The organism is Streptomyces sp. NRRL B-24572, from assembly GCF_002156145.1.
In the GTDB taxonomy this organism is placed as follows: domain Bacteria; phylum Actinomycetota; class Actinomycetes; order Streptomycetales; family Streptomycetaceae; genus Streptomyces; species Streptomyces vietnamensis.
Genome location: NZ_MWIG01000335.1, coordinates 1 through 9830 on the forward strand (window position 1 = coordinate 1; position 9830 = coordinate 9830).

A 9830-nucleotide genomic window follows, 5' to 3' on the forward strand; every position below is an offset into this window, starting at 1 on the left:
CCGTACGGACAAGAACTCCGGCCCGTACGGACAAGAACTCCGGCCCGCCGAGGTGTATCGGCGGGCCGGAGTCGGTCGAGCGGGCGGATCAGGAAAGCGGGCGGCACAGCAGGGCGTCGGGGACGCCGCCGTGGGTCCACTTCCAGGTGTAGGCGACGCCGGCGAGGTACTCGTCGTCGGTGCACTGGCCCTTGTAGTAGCCGGGCGCCCAGTCGCTTGCGGTCGAGCCGCCGGTCGCGGGCCGGTTGTCGCCGTGGTCGAACCAGAGGACGCGTCCACCGGCGGGGAGGGCGGTGCTCGCGGGGGCGCACAGGAGGGCCGCCATGGCGTTGCCGCGCACGCTGTAGCCGACGGCGAAGGTGCGGTCGGGGCACTGGAGCTTGTTGTAGCCGCTCGCCCAGTCGCCCCCGGTCACGTACCGCTCGTCGGTGACGACGGTCCAGGGGCCGCTCGCCTTCGCCGGCTGCCCGGCGTCGGTGCACAGGCCCCGGCCGCTGCTCCGGGCGAGGCCGGTCACGCGCTGGCCGTCCGGGCAGTTGCCCTTGCGGTTGCCCGGTGACCAGTCCGGCTTCGCGAGCATGGTGGCGGAGACGTCGTGGTCGGCGTGGTCCAGGTTCAGCATGTTCCAGCGCGGGGCCGGGTCGATCCGGCCGGTGCGGCCGGGGGCGTTGACGAGCTTGTTCCAGTCGGTGGCGCGCCAGTCGCCGGCGTCCATGGCACCGAGCCGTGTGCCGTCGGTGCTGTAGTTGACCATGGCCCAGTTGTCCTGCGGCGTGCCGTTCGCGTCGGTCCAGCCGACCAGGGGCCAGATGGCGAAGTCGGTGTCGTTCCGCACCAGGATGTCGGTGAAGGCGGTGAACCAGGCGCGTTCCCTGGCGTCGACGTCCCCGCGGCCGGCGGCGCCGAACTCGCTGATCCACACGGGTGCGGTGAAGTGCTGGCCGGAGCGGGTGACGAACAGGGCCTCGTCGTCGACGGCCTGGGCGAGCTGTGCGGGGGTGAGCTCCTCGTAGCGGAGGTCGTGCGTCTCGCCCGTGCCGGTGGCGCCGGTGTGGTTCGGGCCCGTGTAGCCGTAGAAGTGGGCCGCGTAGACGAGCTTGTCGGAGCGGATCAGGGTGTTGGACAGGGTGGCGACCGGGGTGAGCATCGGGCGGCCGTGGGGGGTCAGGTCGGTGGGGATGCCCTGCCAGTTGATGCCCTCCATGATGACGAGCATGTCGGGGTTGGCCTGCAGGATCTTGTTGCCGGCCTCTTCCAGGGCCTTGTCGAGGTCGTGCTCGTCGCCCCAGCCCCAGTTGGGATCGTCCCAGGTGTCGCGGCGGACCTCGTTGCGCAGGTCGGCTCCGACGACCCGCTTGTCGGCCTGGTAGCGCTTGGCGAGGAACACCCAGTCGTCGATCCACTGCTGGGTCGTCTGGCCGCTGTTCCAGCGCTCGTTGCCGTCCAGGCCGCAGCAGAAGCGGTAGCTGGTGGTGTGGTTGTTGAGGATGACGGCGAAGCCGTCCGCGGTCAGGGCCGCGACGACGGCGTCGAGCACCTGCAGCGGGGTCTTGCCCTTGAGCTGCGGGTTGGCGGTGACGGCCGAGTCCGGTACGACGCCGGCGTCGTGGACCAGCGCGTTGGCGAACGGCAGCCGGATGCTGTTGAGGCCGAGCGCGTGGAAGTCGGCCAGGATGTCGGCGATCGGCTTCCTGTCCAGGCCGAGCGGAATGTTGTGTGACATCTGCCGCGCCTGGTGGTTGGCGACGTCGCCGACGTCGCCGCTGCCCTGCCAGGTGCCCTGCGCGCCCGCCCAGTTTCCGGACTTGAGCTTGAACCGGTCGCCGTCGGCGTCGACGACGTACCGGTCCCGGGTCGACAGCGGGGCGGTCCACGAGGCGGCGAGCTGCGCGCCGGTGAGGGCCGGGGGCGGCGCCGTCCCGGTGTCCGCGACGGCGGCGTTCGGGGTGAGGGCGCTGAGGAGGAGTGCGGACGAGGTGGCGAGGACTGCGGTCGCGCGTCGGAGCAGGGTGAAGCGGGGTGTCACGGGGGCTCCTTACGGGTGGGGGTGTACCTGCCTTGTGCGTGCTGCGGGAGGGTGCGTGGTGCGGGAGGTCGATGCGGTGTGCGGGTCGGCCCCGTCTGCCTGGTGGGGAGGGGCCTCGTACGCGAGGGCTGCGGGTCGTTCAGCCGGCGCCGGTCGTGGTGGTGACCGCGTGCTGCGGGAAGAGGGCCTGGATGGCCACGGCGGCACCGCCGCGGGCCCAGTCCTCCCAGGGGAGCAGCCGCAGCGACAGCGGGCAGCCGCCCCGAAGGCGTGTGCGGCGTACGCGTCCTGGATGTGGCGGCTCAACAGGTCGTAGGCGTCGACGCCTTCGCCGCTGACGACGACCCGCTCCGGGCCGACGAGGTTGACGAGTGCGGAGATGCCGACCCCGATGGCGTGTCCGGCGCGGGCGAAGGCCTCGCGGGCTGCCGGATGGTCGCCCCGGGCCAGGTCGGCGGCCTCGCCGAACGTGAGGTGCGGGTTCGCGGTGGTCTGCCGGACCGCCGCGAGGATCGCGCCGGTCGAGGCGATCGCCTCGACGCAGCCGCGCGCGCCGCAGCCGCAGCGCGGCCCGCTCGGGTCGACGCAGAGGTGTCCGACCTCGCCCGCGACCCCGTGAGCGCCCCTATTGATTTGACGTCTCGTCATGTGACCGCCCGACCATGGGCCGACCGCCGGCCGCCCGCACACGCCGGACACGCGGAGGGCCGTCCGGGTCTCAGCCGAGGCGCTTGGCCATGACGACCACGCCCGGGCCGACGTGTTCGTCCGCGGGGAGCCGGAGTTCGGCGACCGGGTGCAGGCCTGCCTTCTCGATCAGGTCCACGAGTTGCTCCGGACGCCACTGGTGGGTCGTCCAGCTGACGGAGGCGACTCCGTACGCCTCGGTGCGCGCCAGGTCCTCGTCGCCGACGTGTGTCGCGGCGATGAGGTGGCCGCCCGGCTTCAGGGCGCGTGCGAACATGCCGAGGACCTGGGGCAGGATCTCGCGGGGGAGGTTGAAGAGCGACCACCAGCCGAGCACGCCGCCCAGGGACGCTTCGGCCAGGTCGAGTTCCGTGGCGGAGGCGACGTCGAAGCGGCACTCCGGATACAGACGGCGCGCGTTCTCGATCATGCGGGGGGAGAGGTCGACCCCGGACACGTCGAGTCCGCGCTCGGCGAGGTACGCGGTCACCGTTCCGGGTCCGCAGCCGACGTCGAGGACGGGCCCGAGCCCGCCCACGCTGTCGGCGAAGGCGTCGATAGAGGCCTTGAGCCAGGGATGGCGGCGGATGTCGCCGATCCCCGTCGTCACCACCATGTCGGCGTAGTTGTCGGCCACCCGGTCGTACGACTCGCGGACGACGTCGAGATCTGCCGGGCGGTCAATACGGTGAGTGCGCATCCGCCGATGATAGGGGGCTCGACGACCTGCCGTGTGGATCTTGTGCGGATCGACGGCAGGTCTTGTACCGAGCGGGCGCCTCCCGATCGTCCCCCGCGCCGACCTCAGTCGCGCGGTACGGGCATTTCACCTTCAAAGGCGCCATAACCTCACCCCATTGACGGCATATCGATCAAGTTTGCGTTTCGCTTCGGCGTTCTGGAACCCTCCGTTCGACTTGTCCGACACATGACCAACGGAGGCAACCCCGTATGCCCTCAAGGCGCATACGCCGCACCTGGCTCACCGCAGCCGCCGCGGCCTCGCTCGCGTTCACGGGCCTCACGGCTCCGGCCCAGGCCGAGGACGTTCCGCAGGACTTCACGGTCCAGGAGCCCCTCGCGGCCGAAACCGCCCCCTCCCCGTTCGCGGCCACCGCCTGGAGCTCGCCCGGTGGCGCGGCCTCGCCCGGTGACTTCACGATGTCGCCCGGCGCGCTCAACACCGAGACCACCACCCGGGTCGCCCGCCTCGACGCGGTGCTCCCCAAGTCGGGTGTGCAGAACCTCCTGGCCGGGGCGAACCGCACCGTGACGCCGTGGTGTTCCCGCGACCCGTTCGGCACCGCCACGGATCCCGACATCAAGTACTGCCTGCAGAACGACGACTCCACCTCGCAGGAGTGGGTCCCCCAGGGTTTCTCGGGCGTCTCCGACGCCCAGGACGACGAGCTGTGGGGCACGGCCGGGAACATCCAGCTGTTCGCCTCGTACGACGGCTGGGACCCGGGCCGCGAGACCGACCCGGACCCGGCGACCGGTGACTGCACCACGGCCGAGCTGGAGGCCAACGACGCCTGCAACCAGAAGGGCGTCCGGATCACCTTCGTGCAGAGCCGCACGAACCCGGCCACGGGCACCCCCGAGGTCAAGTACCGCCACGTCCTGCTGGGTTGGACCTACATCAACTCGGCCGACCACGTCTCCTTCGACGGGCTGCACGCCTCCGAGTACCCGATCCAGAAGGGCGTCCACGCCGGCGGCATCGTCTGGTACGGCAACTACCTCTACGTCGCCGACACCCGCAACGGCCTGCGCGTCTTCGACATGCGCTACATCATGGACCTGGACCCGGACGGCGACCCCACCACGCACGACGCGATGGGCAGCGACACCGACGGGGTGCAGACCACCGCCAACACCGAGGACAAGACGAAGGTCGGCCGGCACGACAACGTCTGGTACAGCTTCGGCTACCGCTACGTGATGCCGCAGGTCGCCGCCTGGAAGTTCAAGGCGGCGCAGGGCAATCCCGCGGGTTCCTACGCCTGTGTCGACACCGGCGCCCCGAAGGCCTCCTACATCTCCCTCGACCGCAGCACCACCCCGGACCGACTGATCATGGGTGAGTACTGCCGTCCGCAGAGCGGCTACCCGTCCACCGGCCGCATCGCCTCCTACTCCGTCGCGGACCTGGAGAGCCGCTCCGCCGACGCGACCGCCCAGGGCTGGGCCAACTACCTGCCGCTGGCCAACGGCGGCGCCCAGGGCGCGACGGCGTACAACGGCACGCTGTACGTGAACGAGTCGAAGGGCACGGACGAGCCGGGCAACCTCTGGCGCTTCAACTGGAGCAACGGCCAGCTGGTCACGAAGGGCCAGGCCGTCAAGACCGCCCGGGGCGCCGAGGACCTCTACTTCGAGCGCGGCACGGGCCGGCTGTGGTCCCTGTCCGAGCACCGCCCGGGGTCGGCCACCGACTGCACGGCGAACCGGGACGCCGCCGACCCGGTCGGCACGGACTACTGCCAGCGGGTGCTGTACGGGCACAAGCTGAGCTGGCTCGACAGCCAGCCGTAGCCCGGGCCGGGAGCCGTCCCCGCCGTACCCGGATGGAGAGCCGTTCCATCCGGGTACGGATACGGCCAAGGGCACGGGCACGCTTCCGGCACGCGGGGACCGATCCCCGAAATGCCCGCAGGGCCTGGACAGGAGCGGTCCCGGCCCACGCCGCCGTCGCGCAAGGATCGCCCCGCCGTCATCGTCCCGTCACACCGCCATCGTCGCCCCATCGCACTCCGCCACCGCACGATGGCTTGAAACCATGCGGATCAACTGCCCCCTCCCCCAGCCGCGTTGATCACGTCTTTCTCTCCTCACATACTGCGCTGACCGGCGGCGGGCGTCTTCGTGCCCCCGGCCGGAACCGACCACTCGACCTCATCCCAAGCTCCTGGGGGAGACTTGCGCGCACACGTGCAGAGAGCACGCGCCTTCACCGTCGCAGCGGCCACATCGGTGGCCCTCGTCGCAGGCATGACCGGCCCCGCGACGGCGACGACCGCACCGGACACCACCTCACGCATCGGCGGCACCCAGCGGATCCCACTCGTCACGGGCGACCGCGTGGTGGTGGACGCCAAGGGCCGGATGGTGGGCTTCGAGTCCGCCAAAGGCCGTGAGCACATACCCGTACAGGTGCAGCGCACCGGGGACCACACGCTCGTGGTGCCCGCCGACGCGCGGAGCCTGATCGCCACCGGCCGCCTCGACCAGCGGCTCTTCGACCTCTCCGTGCTCACCGACCCGCGGCTACGCAAGAGCCACCGCGACGGTCTGAAGTTGATCGTGCAGTACGAAGGGGGTGCCGGCGCCGCACGCGCCGAGGTCCGCGCGGCCGGTGACACCCGGCTGCGGCGTACGTTCCCGACGATCGACGCCGACGCCGTCCGTACGTCCCGGGACGACGTGGCGAAGGTGTGGGAGGCGCTGACCAACCCTCGGGCCGGCGGGCTGCGCGCCGTCGCCTCCGGCATCGACAAGGTGTGGCTGGACGGGGTGCGCGGCGCGAGCCTGGACCGCAGCGTCCCGCAGATCGGCGCCGACAAGGCCTGGGAGTCCGGGTTCGACGGCACGGGCGTGAAGATCGCCGTCCTCGACACCGGCGTCGACAAGGCCCACGAGGACCTGAGGACCCAGGTCGTCGGCGAGAAGAACTTCTCCGCCTCCGCGGACGCCGTGGACCGCGTCGGGCACGGCACGCACGTCGCGTCCATCGCCGTGGGCACCGGCGCGAAGTCCGGCGGCCGCTTCAAGGGCGTCGCCCCCGGCGCCAAGGTGATCAGCGGCAAGGTCCTCGACGACGAGGGGTACGGGGACGACTCCGCCGTCATCGCGGGCATGGAGTGGGCCGCCGCCGAAGGCGCGGACGTCGTCAACCTCAGCCTCGGCGGCCCCGACAGCCCCGGCGTCGACCCGCTGGAGGCGACGGTCGACCGGCTGTCGGCCGAGAAGGGGATCCTGTTCGCGATCGCGGCGGGCAACGAGGGCGAGTCCGGTGCGTCGAGCCTGGGTTCGCCGGGCAGCGCGGACGCCGCGCTGACCGTCGGCGCCGTCGACAAGGACGACAGGCTCGCGCCCTTCTCCAGCACCGGCCCGCGCGTCGGCGACGGCGCCGTCAAGCCCGACGTGACCGCGCCCGGCGTCGCCATCACCGCGGCGGCCGCCGCCGGCAGCGCCCTCGACACGCGCCCCGGCACTCCGCATCCCGCACCGGGCTACCTCCAGCTCGACGGCACCTCCATGGCGACCCCGCACGTCGCGGGCGCGGCCGCGATCCTGAAGCAGCGGCACCCCGACTGGAAGTCCGCCGAGCTCAAGGGCGCGCTGACCGGCTCCGCCGAGGACGGCGGCTACACCGCCTTCCAGCAGGGCGCGGGCCGGATCCAGGTCGACGAGGCGCTCGCTCAGAACGTCATCGCGGAGCCGGTGTCGCTGAACTTCGGCACGGCGCTCTGGCCGCACGCCGACGACAAGCCCGTGACGAAGAAGGTCGCCTACCGGAACCTCGGGGCCACGGACGTCACCCTCGACCTGTCGGTGTCCGCCCTGGACCCGTCGGGCAAGCCCGCCCCTGCCGGGTTCTTCGCGCTCGGCGCCTCGAAGGTGACCGTGCCCGCCGGCGGCACGGCCGAGGTGGACCTCGTCGCGGACACCCGGACCGGCGACGTCGACGGCTCCTATTCGGGCTACGTCACCGCCACCGGCGCGGGCCGGTCCGTCCGTACGGCCGCGGTGGCCGTACGGGAGGCCGAGTCGTACGACCTCACGGTCCGGACCCTCGGCCGCGACGGCACCGACGCCCCGAACTTCTCCACCACGCTGACCGGCGTCGGCGGGCCTGCCGCGAACTTCCAGGCGCGCATCGACAACGAACCGGGCGCCCACACGATCCGGGTGCCCAAGGGCTCGTACACGCTCAACACGGCCGTCTACCAGGACCCGTCGGACTACGCCGCGGGCACCGACTGGATCGCCCGGCCGGAGCTCGACGTCTCCGCCGACACCACGGTCGTCGCCGACGCCCGCACCACCAGGCCGGTGGACCTCACCGTGCCCGGCCTGGACAAGGCCGACTACGCGGGGACGTACTACGAGCGCGACACCGACATCGGCCGGGTCGGCAACGGCTGGGTCCTGCGGGGCTTCACCGGCTTCCGCACCGCCCACCAGGGGCCGGCCGTCACCGACGGCTCCCTCCTGCAGACCTGGGACGCGCACTTCCTCAAAGACGCCACCAGCCAGTACTCGGTGGCCTTCGGCGGCAAGGTGAACACGGTCGCGACCGGCTACACCCGGCACGTGAAGGCGGACGAGCTGGCCACGCTGAAGGTCGGTCTCGGCGCCTCGGCCCCCGGGAAGACCGCGCTCGCCTCCCCGTACGCCCATCTGCCGGGCGCGCCGGAGGGCAACGGCTTCTCCGCGCCGCAGCCGGCGCCGGGCACGCGCACCTTCTACGTCTCCACCGCCGACGGCGCCACCTGGCTCACCCGGTTCAACCAGCTGGGCGCGCCGGACGAGCGGGGCTACCCGGTCTTCGAGGGCGCGTACGAGATGGTCCGGCCGAAGCGCTACGAGGCCGGCCGGACGTACCGGGAGACCTTCAACACGGGTGTCTTCGGGCCGCTCCTGGGCGAGGGCACGGGTGTCTTCCGCACTGCTCCCGACCCGGCGACGGGCGAGCAGCAGCTCGTCGGTGCCGTGCCGCTGTTCGCCGACGGCCGGGGCCACCTGCCGACGCTCCCGTACCTCTCGGCCACGACCACGCTCTACCGCGACGGCGTGAAGATCGCCGAGAACGACGACCCGCTGAGCGGCTCGCGGCCGTTCACGGTCGACGGCGCCGACGCCGAGTACCGGCTGACGACGTCCGCGGAACGCCCGGCGAAGGTCGCCGGGGTCTCCACCCGGATCGAGACGGGCTTCACGTTCCGCTCGAAGCAGGTCGCGGCGACGACGCCACTGCCGGTGTCCACGGTCCGCTTCGGCGCGCCCGTCGACCTCGCCTCGCGGATCCCGGAGCGCACCACGGTCCTGGTCCCCGTGACCGTGCAGGGCGCCGCGGCCGGGGCGAACCTGAAGTCCCTGACGGTGTCCGTGAGTTACGACGACGGGAAGACCTGGCGGTCCGCGAAGGTCGTGGGCGGTCTGCTCACCGTGAAGAGCCCGCCGAAGGACAGCGGGATCTCCTTCTCCGCCGAGGTCACGGACCGGCAGGGCAACACGTCGACGCTGACCGTCCACAACGCGTGGCTCGGCAAGTGACCGACTCCGTCTGACGCGGCGTCACCGCCTTCGGGTGGTGACGCCGCTTCGGCGTGTGCGTCAGGACCGCCGCAGCGCGGAGCGGCCCGCGAAGCGCGCCGAGCCGCCCAGCTCCTCCTCGATCCGGATCAGCTGGTTGTACTTCGCCGTGCGGTCGGAGCGGGAGAGCGAGCCGGTCTTGATCTGACCGCAGCCGGTCGCCACCGCCAGGTCCGCGATGGTGGTGTCCTCCGTCTCGCCCGAGCGGTGCGACATGACGGCCGTCCAGCCCGCCTCGTGGGCCGTGGCGACGGTGGCCAGCGCCTCGGTCAGGGTTCCGATCTGGTTGACCTTGACGAGGACCGAGTTGCCGACGCCGGTACGGATTCCTTCGCGCAGCAGCGTCTCGTCGGTGCAGAACACGTCGTCGCCGGTGAGCTGGCAGCGGTCGCCGACGCGGGCGGTCAGCTCGCGCCAGCCGTCCAGGTCGTTCTCCGCCATCGGGTCCTCGACGGAGACGATCGGATAGGCGTCGATGAGCTTGGCCAGGTAGTCGGCGTTCTCGGACGGGGTGCGGCGCACCCCTTCGCCCGCGTAGTCGTACACCCCGTCGCGGAAGAACTCGGACGACGCCGGGTCCATGATGAGACCGATGTCCGTGCCGGGCCGGTAGCCCGTGCGCTCGATGGCGGACATCACGAAGTCGAGCGCCTCCTCTGCGGTGCGCAGGGCGGGTGCGAAGCCGCCTTCGTCGCCGACGCCCGTGGAGTGCCCGGCGGCCAGCAGATCGCGGCGCAGGGTGTGGAAGACCTCGCTGCCCATGCGGACGGCCTCGGCGAAGGTGTCCGCGCCCACG

General features: G+C 71.8%; 6 protein-coding genes. 2 read left to right on the plus strand and 4 right to left on the minus strand.

Features of this window, described 5'->3' with window-relative positions:
- Positions 1-88: 88 nt before the first annotated feature.
- The 3 genes from CCN56_RS20770 to CCN56_RS20780 form a co-directional block, all read right to left on the minus strand.
- Complete coding sequence (locus CCN56_RS20770; protein WP_256962066.1) at positions 89-2026, minus strand: glycoside hydrolase family 5 protein; 1938 nt, start codon at positions 2024-2026, stop codon at positions 89-91.
- Positions 2027-2035: 9 nt separating this feature from the next.
- Complete coding sequence (locus tag CCN56_RS20775; RefSeq protein ID WP_218779430.1) at positions 2036-2674, minus strand: ROK family protein; 639 nt, start codon at positions 2672-2674, stop codon at positions 2036-2038.
- Between the two features lie 70 nt (positions 2675-2744).
- The gene (locus CCN56_RS20780) at positions 2745-3413 is read right to left on the minus strand and encodes a trans-aconitate 2-methyltransferase (protein WP_086828927.1); all 669 of its coding nucleotides are present in this window, start codon (positions 3411-3413) and stop codon (positions 2745-2747) included.
- A 251-nt stretch (positions 3414-3664) separates the two neighbouring features.
- Between CCN56_RS20780 and CCN56_RS20785 the strand changes: the two genes are divergently transcribed.
- The gene (locus CCN56_RS20785) at positions 3665-5251 is read left to right on the plus strand and encodes a hypothetical protein (RefSeq protein WP_086828929.1); all 1587 of its coding nucleotides are present in this window, start codon (positions 3665-3667) and stop codon (positions 5249-5251) included.
- 396 nt (positions 5252-5647) lie between these two features.
- Positions 5648-8995 carry a S8 family serine peptidase gene (locus CCN56_RS20790; RefSeq protein ID WP_179199922.1) on the plus strand — a complete coding sequence of 1116 codons (3348 nt, stop codon included), beginning with the start codon at positions 5648-5650 and terminating at the stop codon, positions 8993-8995.
- 60 nt (positions 8996-9055) lie between these two features.
- On the opposite strand, the gene CCN56_RS20795 is transcribed toward CCN56_RS20790, so the two are convergent.
- On the minus strand, positions 9056-9830 hold a 775-nt coding region (locus tag CCN56_RS20795; RefSeq protein WP_306300616.1), incomplete at its 5' end, for an enolase C-terminal domain-like protein.

Bases quoted from the DNA above. Each gene is read 5' to 3' on its own strand.
- CCN56_RS20775 (WP_218779430.1), bottom strand. From the start codon at position 2,674: ATGACGAGACGTCAAATCAATAGGGGCGCTCACGGGGTCGCGGGCGAG.
- CCN56_RS20780 (WP_086828927.1), bottom strand. From the start codon at position 3,413: ATGCGCACTCACCGTATTGACCGCCCGGCAGATCTCGACGTCGTCCGC.
- CCN56_RS20785 (WP_086828929.1), top strand. From the start codon at position 3,665: ATGCCCTCAAGGCGCATACGCCGCACCTGGCTCACCGCAGCCGCCGCG.